General features: G+C 66.7%; 14 protein-coding genes and 1 pseudogene. 10 read left to right on the top strand and 5 right to left on the bottom strand.

Features of this window, described 5'->3' with window-relative positions:
• Window positions 1-37 precede the first annotated feature (37 nt).
• From B1A87_RS21355 to B1A87_RS21340, 4 genes are read left to right on the top strand one after another with little or no spacing between them, the layout of a single operon-like run.
• The gene (locus B1A87_RS21355; RefSeq protein ID WP_078026871.1) at window positions 38-1288 is read left to right on the top strand and encodes a CaiB/BaiF CoA-transferase family protein; all 1251 of its coding nucleotides are present in this window, start codon (window positions 38-40) and stop codon (window positions 1286-1288) included.
• Window positions 1285-2274 carry a hydroxymethylglutaryl-CoA lyase gene (locus B1A87_RS21350; RefSeq protein ID WP_078026872.1) on the top strand — a complete coding sequence of 330 codons (990 nt, stop codon included), beginning with the start codon at window positions 1285-1287 and terminating at the stop codon, window positions 2272-2274. The genes B1A87_RS21355 and B1A87_RS21350 overlap by 4 nt, the downstream gene beginning before the upstream one ends.
• 2 nt (window positions 2275-2276) lie before the next feature.
• Window positions 2277-3266: a D-glycerate dehydrogenase gene (locus B1A87_RS21345; protein ID WP_078026873.1), complete on the top strand. Its 990-nt coding sequence runs from the start codon at window positions 2277-2279 to the stop codon at window positions 3264-3266.
• Window positions 3263-4246: a glycerate kinase gene (locus B1A87_RS21340; protein ID WP_078026874.1), complete on the top strand. Its 984-nt coding sequence runs from the start codon at window positions 3263-3265 to the stop codon at window positions 4244-4246. The genes B1A87_RS21345 and B1A87_RS21340 overlap by 4 nt, the downstream gene beginning before the upstream one ends.
• 24 nt (window positions 4247-4270) lie before the next feature.
• On the opposite strand, the gene B1A87_RS21335 is transcribed toward B1A87_RS21340, so the two are convergent.
• Entirely contained in the window at window positions 4271-5062 is a 792-nt protein-coding gene (locus B1A87_RS21335) for an IclR family transcriptional regulator (protein WP_078026875.1), read from the bottom strand.
• Here B1A87_RS21335 and ggt point away from each other — a divergent pair.
• Window positions 4944-7079 (top strand): annotated as a pseudogene (ggt, locus tag B1A87_RS21330) (gamma-glutamyltransferase). The gene B1A87_RS21335 and the pseudogene ggt sit on opposite strands and share 119 nt — an antisense overlap.
• Before the next feature lie 11 nt (window positions 7080-7090).
• Here the strand turns inward: ggt and B1A87_RS21325 are convergent.
• Window positions 7091-7402, bottom strand: coding sequence for a CapA family protein (locus B1A87_RS21325; RefSeq protein WP_260681103.1), 312 nt, complete (start codon window positions 7400-7402; stop codon window positions 7091-7093).
• A 328-nt stretch (window positions 7403-7730) separates the two neighbouring features.
• Between B1A87_RS21325 and B1A87_RS21320 the strand changes: the two genes are divergently transcribed.
• Window positions 7731-9074, top strand: a complete 1344-nt coding sequence (locus B1A87_RS21320) for a phosphoribosyltransferase family protein (RefSeq protein WP_078026877.1) — start codon at window positions 7731-7733, stop codon at window positions 9072-9074.
• Window positions 9075-9100: 26 nt separating this feature from the next.
• Here B1A87_RS21320 and B1A87_RS21315 read toward each other — a convergent pair whose 3' ends face one another.
• Entirely contained in the window at window positions 9101-9412 is a 312-nt protein-coding gene (locus B1A87_RS21315) for a putative quinol monooxygenase (RefSeq protein WP_078026878.1), read from the bottom strand.
• A gap of 8 nt (window positions 9413-9420) precedes the next feature.
• Window positions 9421-10455, bottom strand: a complete 1035-nt coding sequence (locus tag B1A87_RS21310; RefSeq protein ID WP_078026879.1) for a LacI family DNA-binding transcriptional regulator — start codon at window positions 10453-10455, stop codon at window positions 9421-9423.
• Between the two features lie 212 nt (window positions 10456-10667).
• Here B1A87_RS21310 and B1A87_RS21305 point away from each other — a divergent pair, with 212 nt between their 5' ends.
• The 4 genes from B1A87_RS21305 (at window position 10668) to B1A87_RS21290 (ending at window position 16078) form a co-directional block, all read left to right on the top strand.
• Complete coding sequence (locus tag B1A87_RS21305) at window positions 10668-12020, top strand: NAD(P)H-dependent oxidoreductase (RefSeq protein ID WP_078026880.1); 1353 nt, start codon at window positions 10668-10670, stop codon at window positions 12018-12020.
• Window positions 12021-12116: 96 nt separating this feature from the next.
• A complete protein-coding gene (locus tag B1A87_RS21300; protein WP_078026881.1) occupies window positions 12117-13139 on the top strand; it encodes a DctP family TRAP transporter solute-binding subunit in 1023 nt (340 codons plus the stop codon).
• A gap of 85 nt (window positions 13140-13224) precedes the next feature.
• On the top strand, window positions 13225-15144 hold the full coding sequence (locus B1A87_RS21295) for a TRAP transporter large permease subunit (protein ID WP_078026882.1): 1920 nt from the start codon (window positions 13225-13227) through the stop codon (window positions 15142-15144).
• Window positions 15145-15148: 4 nt separating this feature from the next.
• Window positions 15149-16078: an NAD(P)-dependent oxidoreductase gene (locus B1A87_RS21290; protein ID WP_078026883.1), complete on the top strand. Its 930-nt coding sequence runs from the start codon at window positions 15149-15151 to the stop codon at window positions 16076-16078.
• A gap of 150 nt (window positions 16079-16228) precedes the next feature.
• On the opposite strand, the gene B1A87_RS21285 is transcribed toward B1A87_RS21290, so the two are convergent.
• Window positions 16229-18388, bottom strand: a complete 2160-nt coding sequence (locus B1A87_RS21285; protein ID WP_078026884.1) for a transglycosylase domain-containing protein — start codon at window positions 18386-18388, stop codon at window positions 16229-16231.
• Between the last annotated feature and the right edge of the window lie 62 nt (window positions 18389-18450).

Genomic DNA, 18450 nt, shown 5'->3' with positions numbered 1-18450 from the left:
AAGACCAGGCCCACGCCCACGAAAGAAGAAGAAGGACATGACACAGACACGCATTGCGCCCCTGGAGGGAGTACGCGTCCTTGAACTGGGCAACTATATTGCCGCGCCCACGGCCGGCCGGCTGCTTGCCGACTTCGGTGCCGAAGTGATCAAGGTGGAACGGCCCGGAACCGGTGATGAACTGCGCAACTGGCGCCTGCACAAGGGCGACACCTCCATGCTGTACCGGACGATCAACCGCAACAAGAAGTCCGTGGTGCTGGACCTCAGGACCGCGGCCGGCAAGGACGCGGTGCTCGCACTCGTGGCAAAGTCGGACATCCTGCTGGAAAACTTCCGGCCCGGCACGCTGGAAAAGTGGGGCCTCGGCCCCGACGTTCTCAACGAAGCCAATCCGGACCTCATCATCACCCGCATCTCGGCCTTCGGGCAGACCGGCCCGCTGTCCGCGCGGCCCGGTTTTGCCGCCGTCGCCGAAGCCTATGGAGGGTTCCGAAACCTGGTGGGCGACCCGGACCGCCCGCCGGTCCGCGTGGGTGTCTCCATCGGAGACTCGATCGCCGGACTTTACGCCGCCTTCGGCTCCATGATGAGCCTCTACCAAAGGGAAGCGCGACGCCGGGACGCGGCGGGCGCCGTGCCGCTCACCGAACGCGTCATCGACGTCGCGCTCCACGAGGCGATGTTCTCCATGATGGAATCCCTCATTCCGGACTACCAGGCTTATGGCGTGGACCGGCAGCGCGTGGGCGGCCGGATGGAAGGCATCGCTCCCTCCAACGCCTACATCTGCCGGGACGGCGCAAGCATCGTCGTGGCCGGCAACGGAGACTCGATCTACCAGCGGTACATGCACACCATCGGACGCCCGGACCTGGCCGAGGACCCGTCGCTGCAGACGAACGCGGGCCGCTGGGCGCGGCGCGAAGAGCTCGATCAGGCCATCGGCACGTGGGCAGGCGGGCTGGACGCCGCCGACGCACTCGCGGCACTCGACACCGCCGGGGTACCCGCCGGACCCATCTACACTGCGGCCGACATCAGCACCGACGGCCAGTACGCAGCCCGTAACATGATCCAAAAGTTCGACGTTTCCACGGGGGACGAAGTCCTGCCCGGCGTGGGATTCCCCGGCATTGTCCCCGTCATCGGAGACCAATCACTCGCCATCCGGAACCTCGGCCCTGACCTGGGTGCAAACACCGAAGAAATCCTCGGCGGGCTCCTCAACATGGGCCCCGCGGAGATCAGTGCGGCCTCCGGCCGCGAGGAGGCACTCCAGCCATGAACCGCCCCCAAGACACCCTCGCCGCAACATTGGGCGCCACGATCCTCCGGGACGTGACCCTGCGCGACGGGCTCCAGCTCACCGGGAAACTTCTCCCCACCGAGCAGAAACTCGAAACGGTCCGGGAACTGCTGCGCCTGGGTGTGCCCGCCATCGAACTGGGCTCCATGGCCCGCCCGGACCTCGTCCCCACCATGGCCAACACCCTGGAAGTCGTGCAGGCCCTCACGCCCGAGGAACTGGAAAAGTGCTGGATCTGGGTAGCAACACCCGGCCACGTGGCCAAGGCCTCGGCCGCCGGAGCGCGGAACTTCCAGTACTGCCTGTCGGCGTCGGACTCACACAACAAAGCCAACATTGGCCGCACCACCGAGGAAAGCCTCGCCGCTCTGCCTGAAGCGGTCAAATACGCCCAGGCCGTCGGCGGTCAGATCCAGCTCTGCATCGCCACGTCCTTCACCTGCCCCTTCGAAGGAACGGTGCCGGAGGAGCGTGTGCTGTCCATCGCCAACGATCCCCGCGCCGAGGGCACCACGGACATCGTCCTGTGTGACACCCTGGGGCAGGCCGTCCCGGCTCAGGTCTCGGGGCTGGTTACCCGGGTCCGGGAAGAATCCCCGCTCCGCAGGATCGTCTACCACGGCCACGACACCTGGGGCCTGGGCGTGGCCAACACCCTCGCCGCCATCCAGGCCGGCGCCGCCATGGTGGACGGCGCCCTCGGCGGTCTGGGCGGCTGCCCCTTTGCTCCCGGTGCCAGCGGCAACACCTCCAGCGAGGACATCCTGTTTGCCACCCGGCCCGAATGGCTGACCACGGAGACCTTCGCGGAGCTGGTGGTCCTGTCCGAGAAGCTGCTTGCCGAGCTCGGCGAGCCCAACCGCTCCAAAGCTGCCCAAGGCGCCCGGTCCAACGCGGCAGCCTTCGGCTGGGTGATCCCGTCGGACAGCACCACTCCCGCTCCCAGCACCAAGGGAGGCAACTGAGCGTGGGCAACAGATTCCTGGTCACCACCGCCATTCCGGAGCCCGGACTTCAGCTGCTGTCCGACGCCGGCCGGGTCACCGTGCTGCCCGAACCGCCGGATTACGAGACGCTGGCGGCGCTGTGCGCCTCGGGTGATTTCGACGTCGTCCTCACCCAGCTGCGCGATGTCATCGACGAGCCGCTCCTGGCCGGCGCCCGCCTGCGGGGCGTGTCCAACTTCGCCGTGGGATACAACAACATCGACGTCGGCGCCGCCACCCGGCACGGCATCCTGGTGGGCAACACCCCCGGGGTCCTGACCGACGCGACGGCGGACATCGCCATGCTGCTCATCCTCGGCACGGCCCGGCGCGTGGTCGAGGCGGACCGGCTGGTCCGCGATGGCAAGTTCCTCGGCTGGGAACCGGAGCTCCTGCTGGGCCGGGACGTCTCCGGCGCGGTGCTGGGCCTGGCCGGCTTCGGCAGGATCGCCCGTTCCACCGCCCGGCGCGCACTGGGCTTCGGCATGGCGGTGCTCTTCGCGCCGCGTCCCCCGGGCGACCGCCCCGTCAGCGACGACGAACTCGGCGAGTTCGCCGGCAAGGTCCAGCAGGTCCCCTGGGACGAACTGGTGGAGCGCAGTGACTTCCTGTCCCTGCACGTGCCGCTCAACGACCAGACCCGGCACCTCGTGGATGCCGGCGTGCTGGAGCGGATGAAATCCGATGCCATCCTGATCAACACCGCGCGCGGCCCGGTGGTGGACGAGGCAGCCCTGGTGGACGCTCTCCGCAACGGCGTCATCGCCGGTGCCGGACTGGACGTCTTCGAGGACGAACCGAAGCTCGCACCCGGTCTGGCCGAGCTGCCCAACACCGTCCTGCTGCCGCACGTGGGCAGCGCCACCGTGCCCGTACGCAGCGAAATGGCCCGGCTCAGCGCCCTGAACGCCGTCGCCATCGCGGAGGGCCGCACCCCGCCGCACGCCGTCAACCACCTCGCCACGGCATGACCGTCCTTGTTGCCCCGGACAGCTTCAAGGGGACATACTCGGCGGCGGACGTCGCCGCGGCAATCGGCGCCGGCATCGAAGACGGGGGCGGCACGGCCGTGCGGCCGCCCGTTGCCGACGGGGGCGAGGGGACGTTCGATGTGCTCTGCCGCAGCCTGCGGGCGTCGGCAATGCCGGTGGACGTGCTGAATTCCTGGGGCGAGCCGCTGTCCGCGATCATCGGACTCGCCGCGGCCGGGACCGCCGTCGTCGAGGTTGCCCAGGCCAGCGGCCTCACATCCGCACGGAACAGCCCGCAGGATGCGTTAACCGCCGGCACATACGGAACCGGCATGCTGATCGCGGCCGCCGTGGACCACGGCGCCACGCACATCCTGGTGGCAGCCGGCGGTTCAGCCACCACCGACGGCGGAGCAGGCGCGGTCCGCGCCATCCAGGACCACGGCGGACTCCGGGGTGCCCGGATCACTGTCCTCTCCGATGTGACCACGACGTTCCTGGACGCTCCGCGCGTCTTCGGACCCCAGAAAGGGGCCGACCCGGCCGGCATCAGGCTGCTGGAAGAACGGCTCACGCACCTTACCGGTTCGTATCCGCGGAACCCGGCAGGCGTGCCGCGCACCGGCGCGGCCGGCGGCCTCTCCGGCGGGTTGTGGGCGCACTTCGGGGCGGACCTGGTGTCCGGCGCGGACGCTGTCCTGGACGCGGCAAGGTTCGACGCCCACCTGGAGTCAGCCGACGCCGTGGTGGTCGGGGAGGGGCGCCTCGACTCCCAGACCGGGGAGGGCAAGATCATCTCGGCCATCTTGGAAAGAGTGCGGAACTCCGGCCGGACCATCCCCGTGGTGGCGGTTGTGGGATCCGTAGCGGCGGACCTCGGTACCTACGCGGAAAATTTCACGGAGATCCTCATCGCCATCGACGCGGCCGAGATGCAGGCCGCCGGAAAGTCCGTGGCCGGCTACTCCAAGCGCTGCTAGCCGGCCCGTGTTTCCTGGCGGGTATTACGACTCGCCGGGAAACCGGCCGCCAATCAACCTGGTCATGTGCTCCGCCGTGGCTAGCAGCGGCTCCACCCAGGCTTCACAGGTCTCCAGCGGCATCCTCAGGGTGGGTCCGCTGATGGTCACCGCCCCCACCAGTCCGGCCGCCGAGTCGAACACGGGAGCCGAAAGGCCCGACGCTCCGTCTTCGCGCTCACCCACGGTGATCGCAAACCCGTCCACCCGCGTCTTCTTGACTGCGGCTTCCAGATCCCCGGAGCTGGTGATGGTGGATTCCGTGATGGGCTCCAACGGATCCAGCAGGACGGCGTCCATCAGGTCCGGATCCCAGGCCAAGAGTACCCGCCCGGCCGAGCCGGCGTGGAGCGGAAGGACCTTGCCCAGATGCATCTCGCGGCGCAGCGCATGGCGGGTGTCGGCCATGGCCACGCAGACGCGGTAGTGCTGCTCAGCTTTGAAGAAACACGCAGTCTCGCCCGTGGTGTCCCGCAGCGTCTTGAGGAGCGGGCTCAGGATGTCGATGACTTCCATTCCGCGCGTTGCCGGAGCCGCCCAGTACGCCATCCTCATGCCGATGCGGTACGCATCCTCCTCGCGGTCCAGGAATCCCTGGGAGGTCAGGTTCGTGACAAGCCGCTGGACCGTGGACGTCGGCATTCCCGTGTGCTCGCGGATGTCGCTCAGCGAGAGGACAGGCTTGGAGAGGGAGAAAGCATCCAGGATGGAGGTTATTTTTCCGAGAACAAGCAAGGGGTTGGTGCTGGACTTCGCAAGAGCATCGGACGCCGACATAGAACTCACGCTAGACGCTGGCGGCGGCCTAATCCACTCGCCTCCCCGCACGGGGGCCGGACAGGTTGGAGACGCCGCCGGGCGCGGCCGACGAGGGCCGCCGGTGCTGACCGTGGAGGCGTTGAGTGTCCCGCGCCGGCGGGGTAGCGTGGCAGTACCGTCACTTGCATCGCACCGAGGGGGAGCGACCATGGCACATCTGAGACGTCAATTAGCGGCCGTCACGGCGGCCCTGGCATTGAGCGTGACCGGCGGCGCCGTCGCCAGCCCTGCGTTCGCCGATCCGCGGGCGACGGAAAAAACCGCCACCGCCACCGGGTATGGCGGTGCGGTCAGCACCGTTGACCCGGAGGCCTCCGCCGCGGCGATTGAGATCCTCCGCAAGGGCGGCAACGCGGCGGACGCGGCCGTCGCCGCCGCCGCGACCCTCGGCGTAACCGAGCCCTACAGCGCCGGGATCGGCGGGGGCGGCTACTTCCTGTTCTACAACGCCAAGACCGGCCGGGTGGGCACCATCGACGGCCGCGAGACGGCACCGGCGGCAATGCCCCGTAACGCGTTCATCGACCCCAAGACCGGCAAGCCCTACAATTTCACGCCTGAGCTCGTCACGAGCGGCGTCTCCGTTGGCGTGCCCGGCACGCCGGCCACCTGGGAGCGGGCCCTGGACCGATGGGGCACGCTGGACCTTGACGACGCCCTGAAGCCCGCCATCAAAGTCGCAACCCGCGGCTTCGAGGTAGACCAGACCTTCCGCCAGCAGACCCTCGACAACAAGGTCCGTTTCGCCGCGTTCCCCTCGACCAGCAAGCTGTTCCTCCCCGGCGGCGACGCGCCCGCCGTCGGAAGTGTCTTCAAGAACCCCGACCTCGCCGAAACGTACCGGCTCCTCGCGCAGAAGGGAACGCGCGGCTTCTACCGCGGAGCGCTCGCCGCAGAGATCGCGGCCACCGTCCAGGCTCCGCCGAAGACCAAAACCACCAAGCTGCCCGTCCCGGCGGGCCACCTGACGACGGCGGACCTCGCCGCTTACAGCGCCCTTGACCAGGGTCCCACGCACGTGGAATACCGCGACCTGGACGTCTACGGCATGGCGCCGTCGAGCAGCGGGGGCACCACAGTCGGCGAGGCGCTGAACATCCTGAACACGTTCAACCTTTCGGAGATGTCCGCGCCCGACGCCCTCCACCACTACCTTGAGGCCAGCGCCCTCGCGTTCGCGGACCGCGGCAAGTACGTGGGCGACCCCGCGTTTGTACACGTTCCCACGGACGCCCTGACAGACCCGCTGTTCGGGAAGGAGCGCTCGTGCGCACTTGATCCGAAGCACGCGGCCGTGAAGCCCGTGCCGCCGATGCGTGGCCAAGTACGACGGCGCGTGCCCGGCAGCCGCCGCGGCCCCCGCCGCCGAGCGGGACACCGAGAACATCTCCACCACCAACATGACCTGTCTCTTATACACATCTAGATGTGTATAAGAGACAGGCTCACCATCGAGCAGACCGGCGGGTCCGGCATCGTGGTGCCGGACCGCGGATTCCTGCTCAACAACGAGCTGACCGACTTTTCCACGGTGTATGACCCGGCCGACCCGAACCGGATCCAGCCGGGGAAGCGTCCGCGCTCCTCGATGTCGCCGACCATCATCCTCGAGGACGGCAAGCCGTTCCTCGCGCTGGGCTCGCCCGGCGGATCGACGATCATCACCACCGTCCTGCAGACCATCCTCAACCGCGTGGACCTGGGCATGAGCATCTCCGAGGCGATTGCGGCACCGCGCGCGGCCCAGCGGAACGCAGCCAAGGTCACAGCCGAGCCTGCCTTCATCAAGGCGCATGAAAGTCAGCTCACGCCGTACGGCCACCGGTTCACTCCGTCGGGTGACGCGTTCACATCGGCGGCGGAAATCGGCGCGGCCACCGCCATCGAGTTCGGCCCCAACGGGCGGATGGTCGCCGCGGCCGAGCCGGTCCGGCGAGGGGGAGGCTCGGCCATGGTGGTCAAAGCGTCGCGGTGAGCTGCCCGGCCTTAGGGTGATCCGCCGTCGGGCCGGTCCGTTCGGTCCGGCTCCGGGCAGATCGGGATGTCCAGGGCGTTCTCGCCCCCGATCCAGCTGCTCCGCGTGCCGAGCTGTGTGCTCAGCCGCTGCATCCTGTAGATTTCGACGCCGCGGAAAATGTGGGCCGAATGCCCGAACACGACGTCGGCCCCTGCCTCGATCAGCGACCGGGCCAACCTTCGATGGGCGGCCGGGACTTCCGATCCCCAGTTGCCGCCCCAATGTGCCGACGTGACCAGCAACTGGACCCGGCCCTTCGTCTGACGGACCAGTTCCAGCAAACCCGCGACCCTCCCGCCGCCGGCATCCACAGGGACGTATCATGCTGGGCCGGCTGGTCAACGACCGGCTGAAGATCGCCGATCCCTCCCCCAGGAGCGCGATCTGCATGCCCCACCTCCAACTCGCAAGGCTCTTGCTATCAGGATGCCCCGCTTCCAGACGGGTGCCAATCCAGCGGCGGAGGCGGTATCCGCCGTCGAACCTTCAGCGGTTCCGCGCCGCAAAAAAGGGCCTCGCAGGGTCGGGATTCGTGCGGGATAGTGGGAGGAGGAGCAGTAGGCCGCAGCACGGATCTGCGGCCGCCGTGTTGATGGGAACGTCGCAGTCATGGGCATTTTCGCGGACAGGGCTGATGCGGGGCGGCAGTTGGGGCTGCGGCTGGAGTATTTGCGTGGGGCGGACGCCGTCGTCCTGGGCGTGCCCCGCGGCGGAGTGCCGGTGGCCTTCGAGGTTGCGCGGGCACTCGATGCGCAGCTCGATGTGATCGTCGTGCGCAAGCTGGGGGTACCGTCCCAACCCGAACTCGCGATGGGAGCCATCGGGGAAAAGGGGGCATTCACCCTGGACAAACGCGTCCTCGCACTCGCACGGGTCAAGGATGCAGACCTGCGGGCTGTTGAACACCGGGAGCGCCGCCTGCTTGATGATCGGGTGGCACGCGTCCGTGCTGGCCGGCCGCCCATGGATCTGCGCGGCCGCACCGCCGTGGTCGTCGATGACGGGGTTGCCACCGGATCAACGGCCCGCGTGGCCTGCAGCATCGCGCGCAAGCTGGGGGCGGCGAGAGTGGTCCTGGCCGTTCCTGTTGCCTCCGCCGACATCCTCCGCTCGTTGCCGGAGGCGGACGAGGTGGTGTGCCTCTTCACGCCCCGGCACCTCACCGCTGTCAGCCAGCACTACCGTGACTTTTCGCCGACCAGTGATGACGAGGTGGTGTGGCTGCTGGAAGCGGCCGCCCGGCGTGCGCAGAGGGCGACGTCGGCCCCCGGCAGCCCTGGCCCCGATGAAGACGTGCAGATTCTTTCGGACCGAGTGCCACTCCGGGGACACCTGAACCTTCCCCGGCCGGCTGCGGCAGTGGTGGTGTTCGCCCACGGCAGCGGCAGCGGCCGGCACAGTCCGCGGAACCGATTCGTCGCCGCGGTACTCCAACGGGCGGGCCTGGGCACCTTGCTTCTGGACCTGCTCAGCCCCGGCGAGGAGCTTGAGCGCGCCAACGTGTTCAACATCGAACTGCTTGCGCGCAGGCTGACGGCGGCTACGGACTGGCTTGGCAGCCGGCCGGACACGGCCTCGTGCGGCGTGGGCTACTTCGGCGCGAGTACAGGAGCCGGTGCCGCCTTGTGGGCGGCGGCTGAACAAGCCGAAAAGGGGCGTCAGGTCAGCGCGGTCGTCTCAAGGGGAGGCCGTCCGGACCTGGCCGGCCCGTGGCTTGCCCTTGTGCGCGCCCCGACGCTCTTGATTGTCGGCAGCGCAGACCACCGGGTGCTCGAGCTCAACCGCGGGGCGCAGGTCCGGATGCACTGCACCAACCGGCTGGAGCTGGTTCAGGGCGCAACCCACCTCTTCGAAGAACCCGGGACATTGGAGCAGGCAGCCGTCCTGGCCAGGGACTGGTTTGTCCAGTACATGCCCCGGGAGGTGGAACCTGGGACCGAGCCCGCCCGATGACCAACGCCCCCGCCCAGCAGCTGTGGCTAGAGCAGTCCCTGGTGCTGGGTCCCGGCAACGATCGGGGCCAGGCGGGTCACTTCAACAGGCTCCTCCAGGAGTCCCTCGAGCGAGGCATTCAACCGCTGGACGGCTTCGCCCGCGCCGTGGGCGTCGAGGAGCTCCGCGGTTTCCCATTTCTCAATCATGAGGATCTGGCCGTTCGGGTCCTCGTGGATGGCGTAGAGCAGGCAGCCCGGTTCTTCGTGGACTTCGGCGATGGCGGGGGAGAGGGCCGCGACGACGTCGTCGAAGGCGCCCTCTTTCGGCGTGAATACAGCAGTGACGATGACGGTCATGGTGTTCCTTAACTTGCAGCGGAGCGGATAAGAGGGGCAGAACTGTTGCGCGGCACGAAGTCCGCCTTGACCTCGATGGTTCGGGCACCGGCCGGCAGCCGGCCCTGCATCCGTCCGAGGACGAGTTCGACGGAGTGCACGGCCAGCATATCGATCGGCTGGCGGATCACGTTGAGCGGCGGGTTGGTCAGTTCGGTCCACGGATTGTCGTCGAACACGATGACGGAGAGTTCGTCAGGTATCCGCACGCCGACCTGAACGAGGCGGCGGACGGAGCTCTGCACCTGGGCGGTGTTCGCGACGATGAGTCCCGTGGGACTGTCCGGAAGCGCGAGCAGGGACCCGACGGCGTCGCCGCCGCCGTCTCCGCGGAACGGTACGTCCCGGATCAGCATGGGATCCACCGTGATGGACGCGTTGTCGTGGGCGGATCGGTAGCCTTCGATCCGTGCCTGGCCGGTGGAGGTGCTCGTGGGGCCTGTGATGAGGCCGATGCGGGTGTGGCCGAGGGCGATGAGGTGCTCGGTGGCGCGGCGGGCTGAATCGGAGTTCTCGATGCTGACGACGTCCACATCCTCGAGCTCCGGGATGGTGCGGTCGACGAAGACAACGTTTACGCCGAGGTCACGCAGCCGTTCCCACTTCTCGATGTTGCCGCCAGTGGGCGTTGCGATGACGCCGCCAACGGAGCGGTCGAGGAGAGTGTCAAGGGAGTCTGCCTCAAGGTGGGGGTCCTCCTGGGTGGTCATGACCACCACCTGTATTCCGTGGCTGCGGGCCTCCCAGACGACGCGGTCTGCAAGGTGGGCGAAGAAGGGGTTGGCCAGATCCGCAACCACGAGCCCGATGGTGAGCGCGTGGCCTGCACTGAGCTCCCGGGCCGCGGCGCGGGGCCGGTAGCCGAGCTCCGCAATCACCCGTAATACTTGTTCGCGCTTTGCCGGCGCGACGGGTCCGGATTCGGGATTCAGGACCCGGGACACCACGGAGACCGATACACCCGCCGCCGCCGCGACATCGCGAATAGTCGGGGCCTTTTTCATGTCTCCTCCTCCTTGAGGTCCTGCCTTGAGCGTGCAATGCCGGTCATGCTCCGATTCACCGGACCTGTTGACACAGCCTAACACCGACTGGTACAAAAGTGGAACCGGTTCCACTCGGTCCCGAAATCAGCTCACACCGCGACGAAGAAGTTGCTCCGCCCCTGAGGTGGAGAGCTCCTCTCCGGCGCGAAACGTCAACCAGAGAGATCCCCATGAACCTCCACAAACTTCTCAGCGATCGCGAGCAGCAGGGCCGCCCGGTTCGAGTCGGACTCATCGGAGCTGGCCGCTACGGCACCATGTATCTGGCCCAGGCGAACAACATTCCCGGTATCCACGTCGTCGCCATCGCCGACATCAACGTCAAGCGCGCTGAAGGCGCTTTCGCGCTGGTTGGGTGGCCCGAGAACCAGATCGCCCCCGACATCGCCACGGCGCTGAAGAACCGTTCGACCACCATCGTTGCAAATGCGGACGAACTGTTCGACGTCGACATCGACGTCATCGTCGAGGCAACGGGAAACCCCATTGTCGGGGTGAAGCACGCACTGCGCGCCATTGAAACCAAGAAGCACATCATCATGGTCACGGTTGAGGCGGATGCCCTGGCGGGGCCGGCCCTGGCCAAGCGCGCAGAAGAAGCCGGCGTGGTCTACTCAATGGCCTACGGCGACCAGCCGGCCCTCATCATGGAACTTGTCGACTGGGCGCGGACCAGCGGCTTCGACGTCGTCTGTGCCGGCAAGGGCGCAAAGTACCTTGAGCACTACCACGAGATGAACCCGGACAACGTCTGGGAGAACTGGGAGTTCTCCAAGGAGCTCACCGACTCCGGGCAGCTGAACCCCTACATGCACACCTCGTTCCGCGACGGCACCAAGGCCTCCATCGAGATGGCGGCCGTCGCTAACGGCGCAGGCCTGACCCCTTCCGACAACGGGCTGTCCTTCACCCCGGGCGACGTGGAGGAAATCGCCACGATCTGCCGCCCTGCCGACGTCGGCGGCGCCCTGGCCCATGAAGGAAGCGTCGACGTCATGTCCAGCGTCAACCGCGACGGCAGCTGGATCAGCCACAACACCCAGGAAGGCGTGTTCGTCGTCGTCAAGGCCACAAACGCGTATGTTTCCGGCTGCTTCAACGAGTACCCCTGGCACCCGGACCCCACCGGCCAGTACGCGGCGCTCTACCGCCCCTACCACTACGTGGGCCTCGAACTGAATATGTCCATCGCCAACGCAGCCCTTCGTGGCATCGCTACCGGGTCCCCGGTCGGTTTCTTCGGCGACGTCGTGGCCACCGCCAAAAAGGACCTCAAGGCAGGCGAATTCCTCGACGGCGAAGGCGGCTTCACGGTGTGGGGCAAGCTTGTCTCGGCCAAGCACTCCGTAGCCATCGGGGCCCTGCCGGTGGCGCTCGCCCACCACGTGGAACTCCGTGCCGACATCGCCAAGGGCGCGACTGTCCGGTGGGAAGACGTCATCATGGACGATTCACTGTCCCAGGCCCTTGAGCTGCGCCGTGAAACCGAAGCTCTCGTGGCCGAAGCCGCCCTCAGCATCTAACCACTCCGCTCCAACCCCTCCCCGGGCCGGCTGTGAGATGACGACGTCGTTTCACGCCTCCGGAACCAGACTCCTTCCAATGAAGAAAGGCATCACATGAAATCCAAGACCCGCGCCCTCACCGGAGTGCTGACATGCACCCTTGCCGCCTCGCTCCTCGCCGGCTGCGCTTCCGGAGCGCCCGGCGGGGGCGGGCCCGTGGCCAAGATCCAGCTGTCCATCCCGGACCCGCTCACGTCCTCCGTCGGCGTTTCGGCCCAGCACTTCGCCGACCAGGTGAAGAAGACATCCAACGGCTCTGTCGCGGTGACGGTCGTCCCCAACGGAACCAGCTTCAGCGGAGACCAGAACGCCGCCGTCACCCGGCTGCAGGGCGGTTCCCTGGACGCGCTCATTCTCTCGACCTCCGTGTACGCGTCGGTGGTGCCGGAAATGAATGCGATCAGCATCCCTTACCTCTTCGACAACACTGCTGAGGAAGCGGCGTTCCTGGAAGGAAAGCCGGGCCAGGTCCTCAAGGACAAGCTCGCCGAGAAAAACACCGTGGTGCTGTCCTTCCTCACCCGCACCGGACGGCAGATCACCAACTCCGAGCGCCCCATTGAAAAGCCGGCCGACCTCAAGGGCCTGAAAATCCGCGTCCCCGGCAACCCGCTGTGGACCGACTTCTTCGGGAAGCTGGGCGCGAGCCCGACGACGATGGCGTTCTCCGAGGTCTTCACCGGCCTGCAGACCGGAACGATCGACGGCCAGGAAAACCCGATCGAGGTGCCCTGGACCAACAAGTTCTCCGAGGTGCAGAAGTACGTTTCCCTGACCCACCACATCAACGACGCCTGGGTCCTGGCGCTGTCCGACAAGAAGTGGGACTCGCTCACCGAAGAGCAGAAGAAAGCCCTCACGGATGCCTCCGCCGAGACCGCGACCTTCAAGACCGGCTACGACAAGGAGCAGTCCGAGAAGCAGCTGGCTGAGCTTACAAGCAAGGGCATGACGGCCAACGAGCCGTCCGCCGCCGGGCTTGAGCAGTTCAAGGAAGTGTCCAAGAGCCTCTACCCGGTGTTCTCCGAGCTGATCGGCAAGGAATTCTTCGATCAGGCGATTGCCGCCGCCAAGTAGCAGCATCTTGAGGTCCGGAGCGCCGTGCCGCGCTCCGGACCTCAGCCGAACATCCCCGCTCTCAACGTTGACAGTCTGGAAGAACATGGAACATACACTCGCACCCAGGGAACTCGAAGAGGTCCTTCCGTCTGACGCGGAAGAGATTCTCCACCACGGTCACGTCGCACCGCGCTGGAGCGGGGCCGCCTGGCTCGACAAAGTCCTGGAAGGAATTGTGGGCGCGGCGATCCTGGCCGAGCTCGTCGTCATCCTCCTGAACATCACGGTCAGGGTGGTCACCGGTGACTCGGTGCTCTGGACCCAGGAAGTCTCTGAAATCGCACTGCTGTCCATCGCCTTCATCGGCGGCGCCATCGCGTATCCCAAGGGCGCGCACATGTCCGTCCAGGCACTCATCATGCGCCTCCCGGCGAGCTGGAAGCCCTACCTGGCGGCCCTCGTCGACTGCCTTGTGTTCGTCATGAGCGCGGGGGCGTTTGCGCTGTTCGTTCCCACCCTCGTGCAGCAGATCGAGGAGAAAACACCGATCCTCCAGCTGCCCGTCTTCTGGGTCTCGCTGCCCTTCTCCATCGGCATGGTGCTCATCGCCTGGTTCGCGGTCCTCAAGCTCTGGCGGCAGGAACGCCGCACTGTCCTTGTGGCCGTCGGCATCACGGCAGTCCTGGCGGCCGCCGTCCTGGTCTCGCAGCCGCTTTTCTACTACGCCTCGCCCAACCTGCTTCTCGCCGTCGTGCTTATCGTTCTGTTCGTCCTGCTGTTCCTCGGCCTGCCGATCGCGTTCGTCCTCGCACTGGCTTCCGGCATCTACCTCTACCTGGGCGGCATTTCCGAGGTCAGCGCCATTCCGATCGGCATGGCCTCGGGGGCAAAGGGCTTCGTGCTCCTGGCCATCCCGTTCTTCATCCTCGCCGGCACAGTCATGAACTCCGCCGGCCTCACCCTCCCGCTGGCCAAACTCGTCGACGCGCTCATCGGGCACCTGCGCGGCGGCCTGCTTCAGGTGGTCGTCGTGACCATGTACATCTTCTCCGGCATCTCCGGCTCCAAGGTCGCGGACGTCGCCGCCGTCGGCACCACCATGCGGGGGATGCTCGAGGAACGCAAATACCCCCGCGGCGAAGTCGTCGCCGTCCTTTCAGCCTCGGCCATCATGGGCGAGACGATCCCGCCCAGCATCGTGCTCCTCATCCTCGGATCCATCACCACCATCTCCACCACCACGCTGTTCCTGGCCGGGTTCGTTCCCGCCGCCTTCCTGGCCCTCGTGGTCATGGGCCTCGTCTTCTTCCGCGCCCGCAAGCAGGGCGGCGTCGCCAGCCCCAAGGCCACCTGGCGCGCACGGGGGTCGGCAACCTTCTTCGCGATTCCCACCCTCCTGCTCCCTGTCGGCATGGTGGTGGGCATCCTGAGCGGCTTCGCCACTCCCACCGAGGTGTCCTCCGTGGCCGTCGCCTACGCCTTCATCCTCGCCGCCGCGTACCGCCGCGGCAGCAGGCGCCTGCTCGGCGACACGCTGCGGGAAACGACGACGACGGCCGGCATGGTTCTGTTCATCATCGCCGCCGCATCCCCGCTCGCCCAGACGCTCGCCCTGGCCGGTGTGTCACAGCAGATCCACGACCTCATGTCCGGGCTGGGCGACTCGCCGGTGCTGTTCATGCTGTTCACCGTCATATTGCTCATCATCATGGGCCAGCTGCTCGAGGGCCTTCCGGCGGTGCTGATCTTCGCACCCCTGCTCCTGCCGATCGCCATCGACTTCGGCGTCAACCCGGTGCAGTACGCCATGGTGCTGATCATTTCCATGGGCATCGGGTCCTTCGCGCCGCCGGCGGGCGTCGGCTTCTACGTTGCCTGTGCAACCGGGCATGAAACCGTGGAGAAGAGCCTCAAGCACTTCTGGCCCTACCTCATCGCCGTCTTCCTCGGGCTGCTTGTCCTTGCCGCCGTCCCGTGGTTCAGCACCTTCCTGCCCGCCGCTGCCGGACTCATCCCCTTCTAGGCTCATGACGACACCGATCAACACCCAAAAGCAGTTGCCCGACTTCGCGCTGACTGTCTCGCTGTGCGGCACCGGGCCGATGGGTGCTCCCATCGCCAGGAACATCCTCAGCGGCGGCCTTCCCCTCACCCTCTGGAACCGCACGGCAGCAAAGGCCCAGGCGATCTCCGGAGGCAGGGTGGCAGGCTCCCCGGCGGAGGCCGCCGCGGAGGTGGTCCTGACGGTGCTGCCCGACCTGCCCCAGGTCGCGGCCCTCCTCCCCGGGGAGGACGGCCTGCTGGCAGGATGGGCGGCTGCCGGAATACGCAACCCGGTCCTGGTCATCCACGGGACCGTCTCGCCGGTGGCCGTCGCGGAATTTGCCGAGGATTGCCTGCGCGACTACGGACTGGCCGTCATCGACGCGCCGCTCAGCGGCGGAACCATCGGGGCGGAGGAGGGGCGGCTGAGCACGATGGTCGGAGGCCCCGCCGACGCCGTGGGGCGCCTGACGCCGCTGTTCGGGCTCTACAGTTCGACGGTCGTCTGGTTCGGCAAGACCGGCGCGGGGTCAACCGTGAAGGCGTGCAACCAGATCGTCGTGGCCGCTACGGTCACGGCCTTGTCCGAGGCGATGGCCGTTGCGACCGCCGCCGGACTGGACCTGGGTAAGGTTCAATCCGTGCTGGCCGGCGGCCTGGCCGGCTCGGAGGTGCTGATGCAAAAGGGAGCGCGCTGGATCGGCGGGGACTTCGAAGGCGGCGGGTCCGCGAAAAACCAGCTCAAGGACCTCAACTTCATTGCGGAGATCGCGAAGGACTCCGGGCTGCAACTACCGCTCTCCACAAGCGTCCGTGGCGCGTTCGAAGTGATGATCGCTGCAGGTGACGGCGACCTGGACCACACCGGGATTTACCGGTCCATCCTCGCGGGATCCGAAGCTGCGGCCGCCTGATCACGTTGGTTGAACCGGTACCCGGTCAGCTTTTATGAAATCGATGGATAAAGCTGTTCTGGTACCGCTGACGAAGAGTGTGGTGCCAGTGGCATCCCGTCCTGACCTGGCCGGCGACGCCATCCCGGGTGACCCGGCCGGCGTCGGGCGCTATTTGGCAGGTTTGCCGACGATGGATGCCGGCGGTTTGGGGAAGGCCTTAGCCGGGTACAGCCGGGCTACTTTGAGCATGTAGTTGGCCCACTGCGGGCCGGCGATCATGTAACCGTCAATCCGCGAGTAGAACTTACCGTTGACGGTGAGGTTCTTGCCGGGGCGCTGCTGGCCTTCAAGGGCGTCCCCGAAGAAGGAGGCGGTGGCCAGGCCCGTGGTGTAGCCGAGCACCCACGTGGCGCTGTTGCTGTTGTTGGTGCCGGTCTTGGCGGCCACCGGTACGCGGCTCTGGACCTTGGGGTTGATATAGACCCCGGAGCCCTTGTTGAGCATGTCCTGCAGCGCCTTGTTCACGCCCCGGGCCACGTTCGGGTCCACGGCGTCGCGGCAGTCGGGGTCCTGGTGTGGGAGCGCCCGTCCGGCGAAGTCGGCCACCCGCAGGATCGCAATCGGCGCGCAGTACCGGCCGTCGGCGGCGAAGGTGGCGAAGGCGGCAGCCATGGACATCGGGGACACGCTAGTGCCGCCCAGCAGGTTCCCCAGCTGGTGCATGCTGATGGGAGTGCCGTCCAAACCGCTGCGCAGGCCCACGCTGTTGACCATGTTCTGGATCCCGCAGAAGTCCAGCTGTGCCGCCTCGGCAAACGTTGCCGTGTTGATGGAGTTGTAGAGGCCGTAATCGGCCGGCATCTTCCGGTAGTAGCCGGGGGAGGCGTTCTGCAGGTCATCGGCTACTTCCAGGCCGGCCCTGCGCTGCTTGGTGCTGTAGCCGCCGATCACTTTCCCGCAGGAGGACCGCCAGCGGAATCCCAGCGGGTACTCGCGCCGCGAAGCATCCACCACCTCGGTCATGGCCCGCGCCTGATGCAGCCATTCGGCGAACGTGAACGGTTTCATCGTCGATCCGGGCTGGAATCCGCCGGCGCCGTTGAGGTCATTGCCGTTGGGGTCCTTGGCGTCCACATTGAAGTTCAGCTGCGAGTCGAACTTCCCGCGCTGCGCCAGGAAAACCGTGTTCTGCGCCATCGCCAAGACCCTGCCTGTCAGGGGCTGGACCGTGACCAGCGAGGCGCCCCATTTGTCCGGGTTTGCCCCTGCCGTGGCGTTCACCTGCGCCTGGGCCGCTGCCTGCAGCCGGCTGTCCAAAGTGGTGGTGATGGTCAGCCCGCCGCGGCGCAGCCTCTGTTCCCGTGCTTCCGTGTCTGCGCCGAAAGCCGGGTTGTTGAGGATCAGATGGGAAACGTAGTCGCAGAAATACGGTGCCATGGCTGCCGCGGCGCAGCCCTGCCTCGAGGGCCTGATTTTCACCCCGACACCGGTGGCGACGGCGGCGTCATGCTGCTTCTTGGTGATCTTGCCTTGGCTGAGCATGGCGTCCAAGACCTGGTTGCGCCGTGCCAGGGAGTTCTCCGGGTTGGCCACAGGGTCGTAGAAGCTGGGGCTGTTCACCAGTCCGGCGAGCAGGGCAGCCTGGGGCAGGTTGAGCTTGCTGGCCGGCACGCTGTAAAAGTATTGGGCGGCGGCCTCGATGCCGTACGCAGTGCGGTTGAAGAAAACGATATTGAGGTAGCCCTCGAGGATCTGGTCCTTGGTGAATTTCCTCTCCAGGGCAATCGCCAGCCGCATCTCACGCAGCTTGTCACCGATGTTCTTCTGCCCGCTGAGGATCACCTCATCCTCACGGCCGGAGGAGATTCTGGCTTCATTGGCCACGTTGGTGACGTACTGCTGGGTCAGGGTAGACGCACCCTGCCTCTCTCCTTGGGTGAGGTTGCTGGTTAGTGCCCTGAGAACGCCCTGCGCATCCACGCCGCCGTGCTCGTAGAAGCGGCTGTCCTCGATCGCGACGATCGCATCCTTGACGTAAGGGGACATGTCCTTGAGCGGGATCCGCACCCGGTTTTCCTCATAGAACGTTGCGATGACCTTCCCGTCCGCCGCCAGCATCCTCGTGGTCTGCGCCGGCGGCTGCACCGCAAGCTCGGTGGGCAGGCCGTTGAAGAAGCTGATCGACCCGCTCACGGCGGTGCCGGCAGCGGCAATCTGCGGAACCAGGAACGCGGCCACCAAGACGCCGCAGATCCCGCTGAGGAGCACGAATCCGAGCATCCTTGCCAGAAACGTGCGAAACCGGGATAACAGGCTTCTCCGTGCCATCACTGCAGCTCACACCCCGTCCGATGTGACACCAGAATACTCGCCGAAAAGCACGCGATCCA

The organism is Arthrobacter sp. KBS0703, assembly GCF_002008315.2.
In the GTDB taxonomy this organism is placed as follows: Bacteria; Actinomycetota; Actinomycetes; order Actinomycetales; family Micrococcaceae; genus Arthrobacter.
This window is presented reverse-complemented; position numbering and strand designations above follow the sequence as displayed.

Excerpts from the sequence above, each read along its gene's own strand:
- B1A87_RS21355 (WP_078026871.1), top strand. The coding sequence starts at position 38 with ATGACACAGACACGCATTGCGCCCCTGGAGGGAGTACGCGTCCTTGAA.
- B1A87_RS21350 (WP_078026872.1), top strand. The coding sequence starts at position 1,285 with ATGAACCGCCCCCAAGACACCCTCGCCGCAACATTGGGCGCCACGATC.
- B1A87_RS21340 (WP_078026874.1), top strand. The coding sequence starts at position 3,263 with ATGACCGTCCTTGTTGCCCCGGACAGCTTCAAGGGGACATACTCGGCG.
- B1A87_RS21335 (WP_078026875.1), bottom strand. The coding sequence starts at position 5,062 with ATGTCGGCGTCCGATGCTCTTGCGAAGTCCAGCACCAACCCCTTGCTT.
- B1A87_RS21320 (WP_078026877.1), top strand. The coding sequence starts at position 7,731 with ATGGGCATTTTCGCGGACAGGGCTGATGCGGGGCGGCAGTTGGGGCTG.
- B1A87_RS21315 (WP_078026878.1), bottom strand. The coding sequence starts at position 9,412 with ATGACCGTCATCGTCACTGCTGTATTCACGCCGAAAGAGGGCGCCTTC.
- B1A87_RS21310 (WP_078026879.1), bottom strand. The coding sequence starts at position 10,455 with ATGAAAAAGGCCCCGACTATTCGCGATGTCGCGGCGGCGGCGGGTGTA.
- B1A87_RS21305 (WP_078026880.1), top strand. The coding sequence starts at position 10,668 with ATGAACCTCCACAAACTTCTCAGCGATCGCGAGCAGCAGGGCCGCCCG.
- B1A87_RS21300 (WP_078026881.1), top strand. The coding sequence starts at position 12,117 with ATGAAATCCAAGACCCGCGCCCTCACCGGAGTGCTGACATGCACCCTT.
- B1A87_RS21295 (WP_078026882.1), top strand. The coding sequence starts at position 13,225 with ATGGAACATACACTCGCACCCAGGGAACTCGAAGAGGTCCTTCCGTCT.
- B1A87_RS21290 (WP_078026883.1), top strand. The coding sequence starts at position 15,149 with ATGACGACACCGATCAACACCCAAAAGCAGTTGCCCGACTTCGCGCTG.
- B1A87_RS21285 (WP_078026884.1), bottom strand. The coding sequence starts at position 18,388 with ATGGCACGGAGAAGCCTGTTATCCCGGTTTCGCACGTTTCTGGCAAGG.